11 protein-coding genes and 1 pseudogene are annotated in these 17,101 nt (G+C 65.7%); 6 read left to right on the top strand and 6 right to left on the bottom strand.

Annotated elements, in window-relative coordinates:
- Positions 1-522: 522 nt before the first annotated feature.
- Positions 523-1,671 carry a hypothetical protein gene (locus tag ACZ7L6_RS40665; protein ID WP_471933075.1) on the bottom strand — a complete coding sequence of 383 codons (1,149 nt, stop codon included), beginning with the start codon at positions 1,669-1,671 and terminating at the stop codon, positions 523-525.
- Between the two features lie 96 nt (positions 1,672-1,767).
- Positions 1,768-3,423: a hypothetical protein gene (locus ACZ7L6_RS40660; RefSeq protein WP_471933073.1), complete on the bottom strand. Its 1,656-nt coding sequence runs from the start codon at positions 3,421-3,423 to the stop codon at positions 1,768-1,770.
- A gap of 388 nt (positions 3,424-3,811) precedes the next feature.
- Between ACZ7L6_RS40660 and ACZ7L6_RS40655 the strand changes: the two genes are divergently transcribed.
- Entirely contained in the window at positions 3,812-4,747 is a 936-nt protein-coding gene (locus ACZ7L6_RS40655; protein ID WP_471933071.1) for a CE1 family esterase, read from the top strand.
- Between the two features lie 137 nt (positions 4,748-4,884).
- Here ACZ7L6_RS40655 and ACZ7L6_RS40650 read toward each other — a convergent pair whose 3' ends face one another.
- The 3 genes from ACZ7L6_RS40650 to ACZ7L6_RS40640 form a co-directional block, all read right to left on the bottom strand.
- Positions 4,885-5,532, bottom strand: coding sequence for a dihydrofolate reductase family protein (locus ACZ7L6_RS40650; protein ID WP_471933187.1), 648 nt, complete (start codon positions 5,530-5,532; stop codon positions 4,885-4,887).
- 294 nt (positions 5,533-5,826) lie between these two features.
- Positions 5,827-6,672: a hypothetical protein gene (locus ACZ7L6_RS40645; protein ID WP_471933069.1), complete on the bottom strand. Its 846-nt coding sequence runs from the start codon at positions 6,670-6,672 to the stop codon at positions 5,827-5,829.
- 112 nt (positions 6,673-6,784) lie between these two features.
- Positions 6,785-7,906: a hypothetical protein gene (locus tag ACZ7L6_RS40640; RefSeq protein WP_471933067.1), complete on the bottom strand. Its 1,122-nt coding sequence runs from the start codon at positions 7,904-7,906 to the stop codon at positions 6,785-6,787.
- Between the two features lie 862 nt (positions 7,907-8,768).
- Here ACZ7L6_RS40640 and ACZ7L6_RS40635 point away from each other — a divergent pair.
- The 5 genes from ACZ7L6_RS40635 (at position 8,769) to ACZ7L6_RS40615 (ending at position 16,042) form a co-directional block, all read left to right on the top strand.
- Positions 8,769-10,685, top strand: a complete 1,917-nt coding sequence (locus tag ACZ7L6_RS40635; RefSeq protein ID WP_471933065.1) for a DNA/RNA non-specific endonuclease — start codon at positions 8,769-8,771, stop codon at positions 10,683-10,685.
- 55 nt (positions 10,686-10,740) lie between these two features.
- A complete protein-coding gene (locus ACZ7L6_RS40630) occupies positions 10,741-12,678 on the top strand; it encodes a S41 family peptidase (protein ID WP_471933063.1) in 1,938 nt (645 codons plus the stop codon).
- Between the two features lie 1,509 nt (positions 12,679-14,187).
- The gene (locus ACZ7L6_RS40625; protein ID WP_471933061.1) at positions 14,188-14,373 is read left to right on the top strand and encodes a LysM peptidoglycan-binding domain-containing protein; all 186 of its coding nucleotides are present in this window, start codon (positions 14,188-14,190) and stop codon (positions 14,371-14,373) included.
- An 897-nt stretch (positions 14,374-15,270) separates the two neighbouring features.
- Positions 15,271-15,702, top strand: coding sequence for a peptidoglycan-binding protein (locus ACZ7L6_RS40620; protein ID WP_471933059.1), 432 nt, complete (start codon positions 15,271-15,273; stop codon positions 15,700-15,702).
- A gap of 73 nt (positions 15,703-15,775) precedes the next feature.
- Positions 15,776-16,042, top strand: coding sequence for a peptidoglycan-binding domain-containing protein (locus tag ACZ7L6_RS40615; protein WP_381510716.1), 267 nt, complete (start codon positions 15,776-15,778; stop codon positions 16,040-16,042).
- A gap of 103 nt (positions 16,043-16,145) precedes the next feature.
- Here the strand turns inward: ACZ7L6_RS40615 and ACZ7L6_RS40610 are convergent.
- A pseudogene (locus ACZ7L6_RS40610) lies at positions 16,146-17,098 on the bottom strand (IS630 family transposase); the annotation flags it as partial.
- Positions 17,099-17,101 lie beyond the last annotated feature (3 nt).

Genomic DNA, 17,101 nt, shown 5'->3' with positions numbered 1-17,101 from the left:
GAAAGGGACTGCGGGGCGGCGCACACCCAGGTAGTTGTCCCTGCCGGACGCGTCTCGACCCAAGCCACCCGCGAGAACCACCCGCTCGGCCCTTGGACCGGCAACGCGAAGTGACGTCGCTACGGAGGGTTCGTTCGGGTGATCCGCTCCTGAGCCGATCAGCTCCGGCCGAGTCGACGCGCGGTGCTACCGGTTCACGGTGGGGTGCCGGAGCAGGCCGTGAGTGAAGGCGTCAACTGCGGCCTGGAGTCTGAGTAAGCGGCTCGTGAGTCGATGCCCGTTCCGAGCGATGCTTGGGGCAGGGGTACTGGCTGCCGGTGGGGTGCTTGAGGTGCGGCTCTGCCTCTCGCAGCCGGGTATGCAGGTCGTCGATCTGCACGCGCTCGCCGTGACCGACCGGAACTCCGTCGCCGACGCCGTCCCCGATTCGCGCAGCCTCCGCGGCCGCCGGTGTCCGCCCGGTGTTCGCCGTCGCCCCCACACGTGCCTTGTGAAGCGCGACGCGCTCCGCGATGGAACGTGTCAGGTGACGCGGGAAGAGCGGTGGGAGAGGGTGGGGCGGGGATCCAGGAAGTGGCCGGAGGCGGAGAATGCGGCTGCGTTGAAGCCCTCTTCTCGCAATTCAACCGCCGGGAACTCCTTACAGGCGGTCTGCGGCTGGGCCGTGGACTCGCCGAACCGGCAGGCGACGCCGGTGAGCCTGATCGTGATGAAGTCCGCGATCTGCGATCCGAACTCGATGGGCCTTCCGCCGATGGTGATGTCCCCGACGGCAAAGCCCTTGTCCGCGGGCACCGCGTAGACCGCGCGGACACGGTGCTCCGAGTCGCCTCTCAAGTACGTCCAGTATTCCTTGGGATCGGAGCCGTCCGGGGTCTCCCAGCCGTCCGTGGACAGGTCGTCGAAGTACAGGCCCACTGGGTCGGCGAGGGTGATGTCGGCCTTCTGGCGGGCCAGGGCGTTGACTCCCGCGCCGATGTGCGGATCGCTGTTGCGCTCCGCGGCACCGTACTTGCTGCAGGCGATCAGCTCCTGCTCGGTGGTCAGTTCCTCGCCGTCGATCACGCGCCGGATGGTGGCCGCCGCGGCCAGTTCGATTTCCGCGCCCAAGGTGTTGTTCGGCTGAATCAGGTGCATGGCGCCATGGCTCGTGGAGTTGTTCCACTTGTTGCGCGGCTGGTATCGACCGCTGGGCGAGAACAGATCCTCCTTGCGTACGTCCGGACTGATGAACTTTTGATAGAGCTCAAGTGTCTTGTCCGGGTTGGTTTGCGCCAGGATCTCCCAGTACTCGGGACCTTCACAGGTGAACGTGACCTCGTTGATCTTTCCTGAGTCGTCGCGGGAGACGCTCCACTCGCAGTACTCGTCCTGGACGTCACGGCTGGCGTCGGCGCGCTGCCATCGCTGGAGGTCGGAAATGGAGGTGATCTTGATGATGCGGGGGAACGCAGTCCATCGAATGGGGGCGTGCTGGAGGTCCGGGGCGGTGTCCGTGGTGGTCAGGTTGTAGAACTGCGGTCTTGGGCTGTCGTTCAGTACCTGGTCCGGATCGGGGCCTTGAATGGCCTCGTCGACCGTGTCGGAGATAAACGTGTTCCAGGCCTTGCGGCCGAAGTCGTCCAGATCGTCGAGGTTGCCTGGGGGGCCGTAGGCTTCCAGTTTGGCCATGGCGTTCTCCTTGTATGCGAGGGCGAGCGGGAACCAAGTGGGCGGCAGGGCCGCCGAAGGTGAGGCCGGGGAGACCGAGACCGGTGAGGTTCAGCGTCAGGCCAGCTCCGCGACGGTGGCGTCCTCACGCATCGCCAGCGGCGGGGCGTCAGGGGGAATATTGGTGACCGGCAGGGTGAGTTCGAACTCGTTGAGCTTCATGCGGCGGAAGTGCCGACGGCGCGACTCGGCCAGGCGGACAAAGTCGTCGAAGCCGGTTTCGGTGCGGATGCGCTCGGTGATCCCGCGCAGGTACGCGTCCACCCGTTGTCCGAACACTGTCCGCCAGGCGTCGTCGGGCACCTGCCAGTGCTCGGCGAAGCGGCCTTCGGGGCTGTCGGCGGGCAGGGTGCCCGCGGCGTCCAAGATGGCTTGTGCGACTTTGTCGCACAACTCCACCGCCTTGGTCGGCGTAGTCGGCACGTACCGCATGAGGCGGCTTCGGGCAGAGCTGAAGACGGGGTTGGGAAAGTCCACCATCAGCACACAGGCCGCGAACTTCGCCGGGACAAGCCCGTGGCGGACCATCTGCCGAACCACCTCGTTGTCCTCGTGAGCTGCCTCGGGCACCACGAAGGCGAAAAACGTGTCGCCTGGCTGCGAGAACCCGCTGAACTTCTCCTCCAGCCGGAAGCCGAACCGGGTCAGGCTGGCGAGGTATCGGGCGGCCGGCACCCTGGGCGGGGCGGCCTGCGTGGACAGGCGAAGGTCGTCGAACAGGACATCCTGGTTCAGCCAGAAACCCGTGGGCAGCGTGAGGTCGGGACTGTCCGCCGTGATGCTGCTGCTCTGTCTGTCGGTGCTGGCGAGATTGACCGTGGTGCTGGTGAACAGATGGCGCAGCAGCCGGTCGGGGTGGTCCACGAGGCCGTTCGCGGTGACAGCGGCCAGGCGAGCCGCTGTCCACCGGGTGATGAGGGACCTGACGGTCAGTTCCAGCTGCTGAGCCCCGATGACCTGCTGGAACAGCGGGTCATCGCGCAGCGGGTCATCCTCGGAGAGCCGGATCGTGGCCCGCTCGGACTGCCAGTTGATCCAGGGAATCCTCAGCTCTTTCATCACGGCGCTGCCGTTGACGTGGCTGTCGAAGCAGCCCTTGCCGCGCGAGTCGGGTTCCAGTGCGTCCCAGGAGTTGCCCGCCCAGACCCAGCTGGATTCGAACCGAGCGTAGAAGTTGAAGACCCTCGCTTGGGGATCCCATCCTGCGACCTGAAGGAATCCCGCCTGGGGGTCGCCTCCAGCCTGGGTGCTGACCAGAAGGTCAACCTGACTACCGGCTACGGCAGCGGTGATCGCGAACCGCATGTCGCGCTCGCCGATGGCATCCGGCGGGATCTGCCCGGCCTCGCTGACCAGATACACCTTCCGTGAGGCGGCCGCCGTCGCGGGGAGTCGGGACAGCAGGTCCTGCACGGTGGTGGGAAATACGCCGACGCGGAAGAACTCCACCGCCATCGGGTCGCCCAGCGACGTCAGTTCCTCCTCGCTGACGGGCCGTGCCCGGTCATCCCTACCGCTGATCCTGCGGTACAGCCGCCCCGGTTCCAGCGCGGTGGAGCCGGGCCCGCAGCCGTCGTCGGCGAGGCCCTGGTCCAACGGGGGGTGGCCGGACGTCTCGTCCAAGCCACCCGCGGCGCCGGCGGCGCTGACATCCTCGAGGGCAGTCGCTCTCGTCCAGGCGGTCGCACGCCGCAGCTGCGTGTGGTCGGGCATGGCCACTCTGCTCCCAAAAAGATGAGCATTTTCAGTTAATGCTAAATATCAACGTCCAAACGAATACCCGGTCATGAAAACCCATTTCAGCCGCGGTCGCGGATCCACTCAGATGGCCTACCTGCTCATCGCTTCTGTCTTCGCCGCATTCCCCGTCGACCACTGAGGATCGGTGGGGAAGATGCTCACCAGGGAAGAGGCGCAGGGTGAACGCGTCGCAATCAAGCGCCTGTGGGCCAGTCGGGAAGTTCGCGCGGGACGAGGCGGCGATCGGGAGCGAGCAGACGTTCCGCTCCCGCACGCCGTGCGACTGGCGGCTGAGAGCACGGGTGCTGCGAAGCAACCATTCCTCTGGACCGCCCCGCACCCCACTGCGACCATGTGCGCCATGCTGACCCTAGGGACTACGTCCTTACGCGGCCCACTCACCCGCGGTGCCCTGTGCGCCGTCCTCGTCCTGACCGCCTGTTCCTCCGGCCCCGAAGACTCCGGCGCCGAGGACGAGCCGTCCAAGAGGCCTGCGTCGTCATCCTCACCGGAGGCAGAAGTTCCCCGCCCTGGTGACCAGACGGTCAAGCTGACCTGGAAGGGTCAACAGCGCACCTACAAGGTGCATGCACCCTCTGGGTACACCCCGGACAAGAAGCTGCCCCTGGTGATCGCCATGCACCCCTACCCCAGCACCGGGCGCTACGTGGAAGAGCTCAGCGGCCTGAGCGCGAAGGCCGACCGGGAGAACTTCCTTGTCGTGTACCCGGACGGTCATGCGCAGGCCTTCAACGCCCTGGTCTGCTGCGGCTCCGAGGACGACGTCGGCCTGCTCCGCACGATCACCAACCGCTTCGTCGACATCTGGGGCGCAGACCCGGACCGCATCTACGCGACTGGCATCTCCAACGGCGGCGATATGTCCCTCAAGGCCGCCGTGGAACTCCACGACGTCTTCGCCGCCGTCGCCCCCGTCAGCGGCGGCTTCATCGGCTCGGCCGCAGAGGACGACTCGTATCGCCCTGAATCCCCGGTCTCCGTCATCACCTTCATCGGCGAACTGGACCGGTACTACGACAGTTTCGACACCGGCATCAAGACCTGGCAGAAGCGCGCGGACTGCAAGATCGCCTCGCCTGAGGAGGTGGAGAAGGAAGTCAAGCGAACCACGGCCACGTGCGCAGACGGCTCCGAGGTGACCACCTACCGATTGGCCCGTATGGGTCATTCCTGGCCCGGCGGCCTGAGCAACGACATGGCCTTCGCCGACTCCGACGTCAACGCCACCGATCTGATGTGGGAGTTCTTCGCCGCCCATCCCAAGAAGAGGCAGTGAAGGCGTGTTGCACGTGTGGCTGGTCAGTGGTTGTGGGCGAGTACCGGGGGCTGCAGCGGTGACTCGCCCACAACTACGCGTTCATCTGCCAGCATGCTCGCGTCGGCCGTGCTGAGGTTCCCGCGTTCTCTGTCTTGTCATTTGCGCCAGAAAAGGTGGTGCGTCACGCCGCTCGGGCTGGGCACGACCTCCATGTGGAACCGGTCCAGCAACTGTTTGGGCGAGTCCCACAGGCGTAGCCCGGAACCGAGCTTCACCGGTGAGACGGCAACATGCATGGTGTCGACGAGGTCGGCGTCGAGGAACTCACGGATGGTGGTCACGCCGCCGCCGAGCCGGACATCCTTGCCCTGCGCGGCCTCCCGCGCCTGCGCGAGAACGGTGGCGGGATCGCCGTCCACGAAATGGAACGTGGTGTCGGAGAGCGTGAACGACGGACGCTTGTGGTGGGTCAGGACGAACACCGGCGTGTGGAAGGGCGGCTCGTCACCCCACCAGCCGCGCCACTCGTGGTCGTGCCAGGGGCCGCGCTGGGGTCCGAACTTGTTGCGGCCCATGATCTCGGCGCCGATGTTGTGGCTGAAGTCCCGGGTGAAGTAGTCGTCGAGGCCCCGGCTTCCCCCGGGCTCGGTGCGGATGGGCCAGCTCGCTGTGGCGCCGGCCCAGGCGAAGAGCCTTCCCGGATCGATGGTGTGGCCGAAAGGCCGCTCCAGGCTCTGGTCCTCGCCGGCGGCGACGCCGTCGCTCGAGATGGTGAAGTTCTGCACTCGCAGCAGCTGCTCCATGTGTTCCCTCGTCATGTGCTGTCGTCTCCTCGTATGGCGATGCCTCCTACATCGGGATGTCGAACGGGACGTGGCTGGATCGACAGTGGTGCCCAAGTTTTTCCAACGCGTTCCCCACGTGACCATTCACCTGCGTCGTTCGGCGGCATTCCGGTGCCCGCGGCTGCGGGGCTGAGTCGCCAAGAGGCGCGCGGATGGCATCCACCCCAGCGGATACCTTTCTCGCTGCCAGCGGACGCGTTCCTTGCGTGCGCGGCAAGTACATCGGGGTGGCGGGCGTGGGCCGACCACCGGTCAGCCCCGGAAATACAGTGTGCGCTTCAGCAGACTGATCGACGCCTCCGCCCAGGCGAGGACCTCGAACCCCGAGGTCAGGTTGCCCGGAGGCTGGTTGATCAAGGTGTCGCGGCGGATGAGTCGATCGAAGTCGACGAGGACCGGGTCCGGTCGTACCGTGCCGTCCGGATGGCGGAACTCGACGCCTGCCAGGCGCATGACGGTAACCAGTTCCTGGGCCATGATCCCGTAACCGACGGTGGTGGGGTGGACGCCGTCGAGGGAGAACAGACCTCCGTCGGTGCGCCCCTTGCCGTCGCTGGTCAGGAAGTGGGAGTTCGGTGGCGTAGGCAGGGCCGCCAGCTGCGGCGGCAGGGGATAGGGCTGCCACCACGCCGGCCGGGCATTGGGATCGTCGATGTAGCGCTTGGCGGCGAGCCGGTCGAGCAGCCCGGCCGTATCCATGAGGTACCAGTCCCGGCCGTCCTCCCGCGCGCTCTCCACCTGGGCGGTGATGGCGTCGTTGTACTGGTCGATCGCCAGGTCGATGTCCCTGGCCTGCTCGCCCGTCACGTGGGGGTGCACGGTGGGGTTGAAGTCCCGATCGCTGATCCATGGCCGGGTGTAGTAGGGGTAATACCGCGAGCCGATGGTCATCTTGCGCGCCACCCCGCGCGCGATCGGCGCGATGGTGACGTGGGGCACGGTGCACCAGATGACGTGCCGGGCCGCGATGCCGCGTACCTCCTTGGCGAGTTCCCGCAGTTCTTCCTTGAAATGATCGGGATCCCAGACCGTGTACGACTCCTTGCCCTTCAGGTCCTTGTAGTCCGGGCCGCTCCACTTCACCTTGAGCTTGGTCACCGTCTGCAGGGCGTTGTTGGCGCCGACGAAGACGATCAGCGTCTCGATGCCGTGGCTCTGGTTCGCGCTCTGGCTTCTCCTCGGTCCAGGCCTGGGTCCGGGATGTGCGGGTTCAGCGGTCCGCTTTTTTTGACGGTACGTTTTCCAGTTGCTCTGCCTCGTCCACGTCGGGGTCGGCGGCCAGCAGCTTTTCCGTGCGTTTGTCGAGCGCATGGGTGAAGGCCAGTTGCCCGACGCCGAAGGCGATCGCGTAGGCGATTACTTCTCGCCAACCGTCAGCGGGCCTCGCGAACGGGAGCCAGTCGGTGTCGATGAGGACCAGGCCCGCCACAGCGGTCAGGGCGCCGGTCGGCAGCTTGATCATCTCCTGCCAGAACGGCAGGCTGTAGGGGTTCCAGCTGCCTCCCATCCGTTGCAGCCGGGCGATCATCGGGAGACCGGCGCCGAGCATACCGAGCAGCATGACGATGCCGGTGTCCTGCCCGCTCGGGGCGTCTGATCCGATGCAATTGGTCCTTCGTCGCTCTCCGATTACATCGCATACGGGGATTGAACCGTCGACTGCGAAAGCGACGCCGACTACCACACCAAGAAGTATCGTCAGCACCAACCCCGCCCGGATCAGCCGGTTACGGAAGTTCCGGCTACGGACACCCCGCTCCTCCTCGACCGCGTATGCCGCTCCCAGCAACTCGGCGAGTGCCGCTGGCAGGTCCTTGGGAGTCGGCGTCTCTCTGGAAGGCCCCAGAAGCTGCTCGACCTGTGCCACCCGGCTGTCTCCACGGCAGATCGGCTTGGCCATCGCGAGCACACTCTGAGCATGGCGTAGCGCCCGGTTGGGCTCGTACAGTCCCATGATGAGCACTTCGGCCTCATGCAGGTTCTTGAGAGTCCCTTCGTAAAGCTCCCCGTTCCACCAACTATGGATCCGCTCCCACAATCCTCGCTGACGACTTCCGGCACTGTCGATCAGCTTCTCCGCCCGAACGAGCAATCGCCGAGCTCCGTCACGCTGCTCGCTCCGCTTCACCCCGTCCGAACAGTCGTCTTCCTTCTCCTTCGGACAGACAGAGTCGAGTTCGATCCACAGAACGGACGCGCGGACCTTGGCGCGATGCTGCCAGGTATTGGGACGAGCGGCCGGGGCGTTGGACGCGTGCCCATGGGATTCCGAGAGTGCTCGGCGAGATCCCTCGGCGCCCGGATTTTCCGTATTCTCTGGAGCTCGTCCCATTGTCTGCCTCCTCCGGTCACGCCGGATCGGGTGCGAGCCGGCGGAGTTCCCGTGGAGAAGTAAGTGAAGAAGCAGCAGCCGTAGTCGATGAAATGCGCCTCTCGGTGTGGAACCGACTCGATGCGCAAGCGGCCGCTTTTCACGTTAGACCCCGTCGCCGTCTCACGCATCCGGATTGGCTCCGGCACCATTCGCCAGAAGGGCGGAGCGTCAGGCTGGCGAGGGAGCGCGGTTCCTCATGGCTGGCAGCCTACGACTGAGTTGCCTAGATGATCGCCAATATTGGACACTCTGCATTGCGTCTGGATTCAATATTTGACGCTTCACTAGAAGTAGTTGACGGCGGGAGAATCCGCCAAGAGGCAGAAGCGTTGGGTTCCAATGTCAACTTGCCTCATCGCGCCGCTCGACCATCATGGATATGAGCGGCAAAACCACCTCCTCGGGTCCTTCGACTCCGGGAGGGCGGGTGGTCGGAATAGTTGACGTCTGATTCATGCAAAAGCTCCAAGTGGTTCAGCAGCTGCAGGAGTTCGAACCGAATTGGGCACCGTCCGCGGGTGTCACGCTCGGGAGCGCACCGGCCACAGAAGGCGATGGACTGCCCGGGTCGGGTGAACGAGGACTTCACCCCCTGGCTCGACAGAGTCATCAGGCAGTCGCGGCCGGCCAGGCCCTCGCAATAGTCGTGGCGATCTTCATTTGACCACCGACGCCGCGACCGAACACCCACCAATGCAAGGCAGCGTTGGTGAGCGTCGCCGCCCCGGACCACTACTGCGCGCGGCGCCGACGTGCCGATGCCTGCCGAGCCCCGGCGGCCCTCCTGCATCGTCTCGCCCACGAAGGGATATGTGCCCCCATGGCCAGCAGAACCACGAACACGAAGAAGACCGCCTCGAAGACCCCGCAACCGAAGCATGCGCCGAAGACGGCCTCGGCGAAGATGGGCTCGCCCTCCGACGATGAACTCATCTCGTCGCTGCGGCACTACATCCGCGTCCGGGGCCCGCATCTGCTGGAGGATCCGAACATCACGTCAGTGGGCGTCGGCCGCAAGATCACCGGCGATCAGCCGGGCGGCGAAGTGGCGTTGCAGTTCACCGTGGCTACCAAGGCCGAGCCGGAGGTGCTGGAGTCCCTGGGCACCGAGCTGATCCCTGCCACCATCACCGTCGACGGCTTCGAGGTGCCCACCGATGTCATCGAGCGCACCTACAAGCCAAGCTTCCACATGGTGGCCGAGGTCGAGAGCCCGCTGCGCAAGAGCCGGCTGGACCCCATACGGCCCGGAGCCAGCGTCGGCGCGGTGACGGTGTCGGCCGGCACCATCGGCTGCATCGTGTTCGACCGGGCCGACGGGACACCGTACGTACTCAGCAACTGGCATGTGCTGCATGGGCCGTTGGGCGAGCTGGGGATCGAGGTCGTGCAGCCCGGCACGCGGGACGACAATCGCATCGACCGCAACCGGATGGGCGTGCTCAAGCGCTCCCACCTGGGCGTGGCCGGGGACTGCGCGGTGGCGACCATCGAAGACCGCGACTCCCGCCCGGAGATCCTCGAACTGGACGTCGCCCCCCGGACGCTGGGGGAGCCCGAGCTCGGCGACAAGGTGGTCAAGAGCGGCCGTTCCACCGGGGTCACCCACGGCATCGTCCGCCGCGTCGACACCATAGCGAAGATCAACTACGGCGGGGGAACGGGCCAGCGGACCATCGGGTGCTTCGAGATTGGCCCGGACCCCGACCATCCGTCGGCGGACGGTGAGGTCAGCAGCGGCGGTGACTCCGGCGCGGCGTGGCTGTTCAAGGAGGGCGACGACCGGGTGAGTTCGGTGCTGGCCGGGCTGCACTTCGCCGGCGAGGGCACCGGTGATCCGGACGAGCATGCCCTCGCCTGCCTGTCGACATCGGTGTTCGAAAAACTCGACATCACCCTCAGCCAGCCTGCGCCGGAGCAGCTGGAGATCATCGCCGGCTACGACGCCGACTTCCTCGGCGAACGGGTCGAGGCCCCGGAACTGGACGCGGACCTCGCGCGGGACGCCGCCCTCCTGGACGGCTCGCCGGTCATCCCGTACACGCATTTCTCGCTCACCCTGAACAAGAAGCGGCGCTTCCCGTTCTGGGTGGCCTGGAACGTCGACGGCGGCTCGCTGAAGAAGCTCAGCCGCAGCGGCATCCCCTTCGTCAAGGACCAGCGGCTGCCCGCCACGGCGCAGGTCGGCAACGAGCTGTACCAGGCCAACCGGCTCGACCGGGGGCACATCGCCCGCCGCGCCGACCTGCTCTGGGGCAGCCTGCCGGAGGCCCGGAAGGCCAACACCGACTCGTTCTTCTACACCAACATCACCCCGCAGATGGACGACTTCAACCAGAGTGCCAAGAACGGGGTGTGGGGCGCGCTGGAGGACGCCGTCTTCGCCGACGTCGACGTCGACGACCTGAGAATCAGCGTCTTCGGCGGGCCGGTCTTCCAGGACGACGACCGGGTCTACCGGGGCGTGCGCATAGCCCGGGAGTTCTACAAGGTCATCGCATTCACCGAGAACGGCGAACTGAAGGCCAGAGCGTTTCTGCTCACGCAGAACCTGGACCAGCTGGAAGCGCTGGAACTGGACGAGTTCCGGGTCTTCCAGGTCAGCCTCGGCGAGGTCGAGGACCGCACTCGGGTGCGCTTCCCCGCGGCCCTCCACAAGGGCGACACCCTGCATGTTCCCGAGTCTGTGGCGGACCGCCCGCCGTTGGAGACCACGGCCGACATCCAGTGGGGCTGAACCGGCCCCCATCCAAGACCCAGATTCGCACATCACGAAGGCTTGGTGCATCACCATGACCCAACCGGTTCATGAGAACGCACCCGAGTTCCTCCAGAACGCGGCGGAGCCGGTACGTGACCATCTGCTCGGCGCGGCCTCCGTGCCCGCCTTCCTGCACGGCGCCGGCCAGTTGTCCCTGGAGGACCGCCGACTCCTCGTCGAGCAGGCCCTGGTCGTGCTGGAGCAGAACTACGTCCATCTGCCGCTGAAGACCGCGATGCACGCCGTCAACCCGGTCCAGCGGCTGAGGCTGCTGCGCCGGCGCATGGAGCGGCAGACACCGCAGACCATGCCGAGGGAGTGGCTGTTCCACTCGGAGATGTCGGAGATCTTCCACTCGGTGCGGGATCTGCACACCAACTACCTGCTGCCCGACCCCTTCAGGGGCAAGATCGCCTTCCTGCCCTTCCTGGTCGAGTCCTGCACGGAACAGGACCGCACCCGGTTCCTGGTCACCCATGTGGTGAGCGGCTTCTCGGCGCCGGGGTTCGAGCCGGGCGTCGAGATCACCCACTGGAGCGGCATCCCCATCCAGGACGCCGTCGCCCTCAACGCGGCCCGGTTCGCCGGTAGCAACACGGCGGCCCGGCGCAGCCGGGGTGTGCAGTCGCTGACCGTGCGGCCGCTCGTCATCCATCTCCCGCCGCTGGAGGAGTGGGTGACGGTCAGCTACATCGACCTCGCCGGAACGGCCCGGGAACTCCGGCAGAGCTGGCAGATCGTGGAGAACTTGCCCTCGTTCGTCTCCGCCGACCGGGACACGGCCGTGTTCCAAGGCCTGGACCTCGACGGCGATGAGACCCAGCGGGCCAAGGTGCTGCTGTTCGCGCCCCGGGTTGTTGCCCAGGAGCGGGCAGCCGAGGCGGACGAACCCCTACCGGACTTGGGGGCGGGCGACATCGCCACCACCACGCCCAAGGTGTTCCGGGCCCAAGCCGTCACCACGCCGTCCGGAACCTTCGGCCACATCCGCATCTTCACGTTCAACGTCCGCAGTCCCGGCGAGTTCGTCGCGGAGTTCGTGCGGCTCATCCGGCAACTGCCGCAGAATGGTCTCATCGTGGACGTCCGGGACAACGGCGGAGGGCACATCCACGCCGCCGAGTTCACCCTGCAGACGCTGACACCGCGCCGGATCAACCCCGAACCGGTGCAGTTCATCAACACGCCGCTCAATCTGCGGATCTGCCGACGGCTCCAGGGCGCGCCGGGACTGGATCTGGGTCCCTGGGTGTCGTCCATGGAGCAGGCCGTCGAGACCGGCTCGGTCTACTCCGGCGCCGTCCCGCTCAGCCCCGAGAACGGCGCCAACGCCATCGGGCAGCAGTACCTCGGACCCGTCGTACTCGTCACCAACGCCCGGTGCTACTCGGCCACGGACATCTTCGCGGCGGGCTTCCAGGACCACGACATCGGCCCCGTGCTCGGCACCGACGAGAACACGGGCGCCGGCGGCGCCAACGTCTGGGAGCACGACGATTTGGCCAAGTTCCTGGCGGACGACCCGGGCACGCCCTACACGGCCCTGCCGAAGGGTGCCGGTATGCGGGTGTCGATGCGCCGCACGCTGCGGGTCGGCCCGAACTCGGGCACGCCGGTGGAGGACCTGGGAGTCGTCCCCGACGAGCTGCATCGCATGACACGCCGCGACCTGCTGGAGGGCAATACGGATCTCCTGGACCACGCGGGCCGGCTCCTGCAGGGTCTGACTCCGCACGCCGTGACGATCACGGAGGCGGCCGCCGCCGACGGCGCGCTCCGTCTGAAGCTCACGGCGGAGAACGTCGATCGCGTCGATGTCTACCTCGACCAGCGTCCCCGCGCCTCCGTCGACCTCATCGGCGGCCAGGCCGACCTGCTGGTCCCTGGCGCCGCCTCGGCACACACCGCCCACCTGGAGGGTTTCGAGGTCGGCCGCCTCGTCGCGAGCACGACCAGGGATCTGCCGTAGGCGCTTGGCCCTCACCTGCTCCTGATCCTGCGGCCCGGGCAGTCCTTCGGACAGGGCCAGTCGTCGTCCTTGCGTCGGATCGGCAATACAGCCGATCCGACGCGGCGGGAGCACGACCCCGCAGATTGCTACAGCCGGATGCACGGGCCACCGCGGCCCGGACACCCGCCTTCGCGCCGGGTTTGGGTAGAGGCTTCGCACCGGGTGGCAGGGTCCGGCCCTTGGCCTGCGCCCGACTGCTGTGACCACGAGCGGTAATTGGCGGGCCGGGGTCGCGGCGCCGTGCCGATTCCTTGTGGGCGAGTTTGCCGATTGATAGTTGCGAGTGGGGACGTGATGCGGGGTTCGGGTCGGTGACGGGGCCCTGGTGTCCGGCGCTCCGGGCCATGCACGAAGAGCCACACCGCAGGTGTGTCGTCTCCCGCAACTCGCATCCCTGACAGCCCTGTCACGCCCCTCGTTCGCCCACAACTTCGAGGGCGCGCTATCACAGACTTCCATGACCAACGCGTTCGCAGCGGCCAACAGCAGCCTTTTCTAGTCAAAACTCCTCGGGCCGTCCCGAAATACCGGCGGGGCTGCCATTTCCGATGCCTGCAGGCCGACGTAACGCGAGTTGTTGAACGACCCCGACGAGTTTCAGACTCGCTGCAGCTCGACATCCACCCCCGGGGGGCCGATGCGCCAGCCCGCGCTGGCACCGTCAACTGCGAAGAGCCGCTTCGGGATCGCCTGGAGCCGCTGCTGCCGTAGCGTGAGCGGCTGACGCACCGGACGACGGGTCCATGGCCAAGGTCGGACTGGGCGAGGCGACGCGCGCACCTCGTTTGAGACGACTGCTCTCCCGACCGTCGAGGAAACCATGGTTGTCCGCCAGACCGGATAAATCCATTACCGGGCTCCTGGCGCGTGGGTGGCCCTCAGGAGATACGAGATCGACCCATAACGATCGAGTTGCAGCGGTATTGGACTGGGGGAACCTGGTCGTGTTCTTTGCATTCTAAGGAATAGGTCGGCGGCGAAGTCCCTGTGCGCTGGCCCATCTCTTCTTCCCCTTGCGTGTCAGCGGTCGCCGGCACGGCGCTCGGCACAGGCTTTGCCACGTTCTGCGATAACTCGCGTGCCTACTGGCTGCGCAACAAGTGTAACGAGTGATGCAGTGGTCTCGATTGCCTTTTGCGGGTACTCCTCACAGACCACTTCCCGGGGAAGCAGCGCGGAGGCATTGGCATGCGTATGCCGATCCGTGGCGAAGGTACGCATCAGCCCTGAGAGATCGCCGTTCGGTGCGATTCGCCAGTACCGCGTGTGAGAACCGCCAAGAGCCCAGCCCACGTCAGATCTTCTGCACTACGGGATCCTCTGGTTCTCCAAACTCTGCACCGATCCTCTAATTTGTCGAACGCAAATGACACAGCATGAACACCCGTACTTCCGCGCCTCCGGTAGCCCCACTACGTCCACCCGCGCGAACATGCGAGGTTCGGTTGAGACGCCTAGAATGGAAATATGAACGGAGAAGACACCTTCCACACCGTCAGAACGGGCGACACGCTGTGGGACCTTGCCAACCGGTTCGGGACCACAGTCGAACAGCTTCAAGCATGGAACAAGATTCGCGACCCGAACAAAATCAAGGTCGGGCAACGGCTGCTTGTATCTAAGGCGGAATCAGAAGCAGAGTCCGCGGGCTGACCGGGCAGCGTAGTGCCGATGGGAGTTAGGGCGGTCGGATGACGCTACTGCGTCATCCGACCGCCCTAACTCCACCCGCTTACTTGCGGGTCGCGCTTCGGCAGGTGGCTGGGGACTCCGAGCCGTCAGGTTGGCGCTTTCCGGCCGCTCTTTCCTGACTTCAGGACCTTACGACACCAGTGTTGGCCCGTGGCGCGTCAGGAGGCGCCGACCAGGCCGGCGTCACTCTCATCGTCTCCTTGCCATGCAGCGCTCCCTCGTGCTGCATGCCGTCGCGTCACCTCGTCCAGGGTGCAGTACTAGCGCGGCTCCGTCCCGCATGGTGCGTGACCAAAGCTGTTGAACATGGAATAGTCGAACAGTCAGATAGCGCCGGTGGGGGAGTTGCATGGGAGCCCGTTCGCGCGTGAGCTGCGCGCGCGGGTTCTTGTCGCGTGGGATCCGGTGATCGCGAGTGATCAGAACGCCAAGGCCTGCCAGGCAACCGGCCCGCATCATGTCGGGCGCGTTAGTGGCCAAGTGAGATACATACAACCGGCGTTAGTCAATCTTCCGGGGCGTTATATCCGGTGCTGTCGGCGGCCGCGAGCCCCCGGACTGAGCGGTGTGGCTGACGGCCCTGATACCGAAGTACCTGTTGTCATCGTGCTGACGGCAGTAAATACACGGGTACGGATGGCAACAGACTGAGCGTCATCTGCACGAGCAACGCCCCAGACAGCAGCGACGGTGATCGCCGCATCTCCTGTGAGGACCACCGCAAGCCCAGCCCAACTCCGGGGCTTCTGTGGTGCGATGTTCTCCGGAACAGTCCACCGGCACCCGCTGTCCGAATGACCTCACCACATCCACCCGGGCGAACATGCGAGGACCAACCGAGGCGCTTAGCATACAAATATGAACGGAGAAGACACCTTCCACACCGTCAGAACGGGCGACACGCTGTGGGACCTTGCTAACCGGTTCGGGACCACGGTCGAACAGCTTCAAGCGTGGAACAACATCCCCGACCCGGACAAAATCTTCGTCGGGCAACGGCTGATCGTCGCGAAAGATGAATCTGGCTACATTCCATTCCCAGGTTCGGCGTGGTTCAAGAGTCAACCGAATAGCCCAATCATCACGATGATGGCAATCCGCCTGGTCGAAGAGGGGTGTTCCGCGTACGGTCAGGGCGGTCCACCGTCTCAGTGGACGACGCAGCACCGCGACTCCTATGCCATGTGGCAGCGGAAACTCGGGTACCGGGGCACGGACGCGGACGGCTGGCCAGGATCAAAGTCCTGGGCTAAGCTCCGGGTCCCCTATCCGGATGAGGGTTACTCATAGTACTGAGTTCCCGGCTTCGAAGCACTAGTCCAAAGTCTACGCACTTGAGGACAGTATGTAGAGGAGGCTCTCCATGGCCAGTCAAGTTTGCAACCACACCAAGTCCCGTCCATCAGTCAAGCGTGGCTCGTCAGGAGCAGCGGTGAAACAGGCGCAGTGCTACCTGAACAATTCAATGACGGGCAAAGACCTCGTCCAGGATGGGGTTTTCGGCCCGGTCACTGATGCTGCAACACGCAGATTTCAGGGATGCGCCGATATCACGGTCGACGGCATCATCGGAGCCCAGACATGGTCACATCTAACCTTCTGGGCCAACAGCTCGGACTTTGTCTGCTGAGCGTAGCCGCCGTCGGTGCGGAGACCGGCGACGACGGCGTCGAGGTCCCGCCGAGGTCCGTGACGAAGCCGCAGGGCAGGCACGCGGTTGTTCATCAACTCGGCTACTGAGCTTGAACTCGTGAAGTCGTTGGCGTGAGGGACAGTCCGGTCCCGGCGAGGCATCCGTCGATGAGGTGCGGGCAGTACTGGATCTTCCTCATTCCCTGGCGGATGGTCTGGATGAGGTGCTCGGGTGTGGTGAAGGCGGTGTTGGACAGCCAGCCACGCCGCAGCAGCGACCAGATGCCCTCGACCGGGTTGAGGTCGGGTGCGTGCGAGGGCAGCTGGTAGACGGTCAGCCACTCCTGCCGGGCGATGAACTGCCGCACCCCGTAGGCGAGATGGACGTTGAGGATGCCCCTACGTTGTCCCAGACGAGTACGATCGGCCCGGCGAGCTGGGTGCGGGCGGCGATGAGCAGGTCGCGGTAGTCGGTCCAGGGGCAGCTTTTGCGCCCATCACGTCTGCCGTCGTCGTCGCGGCGCGGCCGGTAGATCAGCCTCGAGCGTTCCCCGGCTTGTAGCAGGCCAGTGCGGCGATCGAGATACGGCGGCAGGAACGGCCGCGGACCCGGATCACGGGCGTGCGCCCGCGGCGGGCCCACGTGCGGGCAACAGGCGGCGTCATCGAGAAGCCGGACTCGTCCTTGAAGGGGATCCACGCATCGAGCGCCGCCGCGAGGTTTCCACCTGCGGCGAGGTCTCCTTTACCCAGCCGATGATCTGCTCCTCATCTCGCTCGACGGCCCGTCGGGCCGGCACCTGGCAGGAGAAGCCGTTCCGGATCAGCAGTTTGCGCACTCCTTGCAGCGTGTAGCTCTTGTGGAAGCGTCGGCCGATCACGGTCTTGATCCTCGACAGCGTCCACCACTGGTCCGGCCAGCCGTGCGCCACCGGCCCCTTGGCCAGCTCCGCTTCCAGCTGGGCGAACTGGGTCTCGCTCAACCTGGGCGACGAGGCGAACCGGCCGATCGCAGAGCCCGCGGGCCACCCTTGTCCTAGGCGCGCCGCCACCGCCT

This window comes from Streptomyces sp. NPDC107522 (genome assembly GCF_055657525.1).
Note: the sequence above shows the minus strand (reverse complement) of the source record. Positions and strands in the feature narration are given on the sequence as shown.